At 25.4% G+C, this 516-nt stretch carries 1 protein-coding gene; it reads left to right on the top strand.

Going from position 1 to position 516, the window contains the following annotated elements; translation table 4 throughout:
• Window positions 1-516 (top strand): Mbov_0400 family ICE element protein (locus tag MAGB_RS04065; RefSeq protein ID WP_235750754.1); only part of this gene is annotated, 516 nt, incomplete at both ends.

The following is a 516-nucleotide window of genomic DNA, read 5'->3' as shown; positions in this document are numbered from 1 at the left end:
AATTTCTAATATGAGTAAATTATTAATCGGTAGAGTATATAAACAAAGAAATAAAGAAAATAGACTCCCAATTGCTAAAAATAGGAATGGAGATGAAATAGATGCCCATGGAGCAAATAGACCGTTTTTAATCTTTTATTCTGATGATAAAGTTTATTATCTTTCTGCTAAAAGTATAACTGATAAAAATAGAGAATTAACTGCACAAGATAAAGGAAATTTAGTTCTTCAAAATGACTTATATGGTAATGATAAAGAAATAGCGATTAATTGTTCTGTAATTAATGTAATGGATAGAAACCTCTTTGAAAGTCTATTTGAAAAAGATAATGAATTAAATAACTATCTAACTTCCCCAAGTATTTATAATAGTGTAATGGAAAAACTATATGAGAATTTAGATGATATCCAATATTTCGAAGTCGATAGTTTTGTTTCAGATCGCACAATTTGGAAAACAAGAGATATTGGACTTTTAAATAAAGATACTTGTGAAAAAATAATTAATACTTATAA

The organism is Mycoplasmopsis agalactiae 14628, assembly GCF_000266865.1.
In the GTDB taxonomy this organism is placed as follows: domain Bacteria; phylum Bacillota_I; class Bacilli_A; order Mycoplasmatales; family Metamycoplasmataceae; genus Mycoplasmopsis; species Mycoplasmopsis agalactiae_A.
Note: the sequence above shows the minus strand (reverse complement) of the source record. Positions and strands in the feature narration are given on the sequence as shown.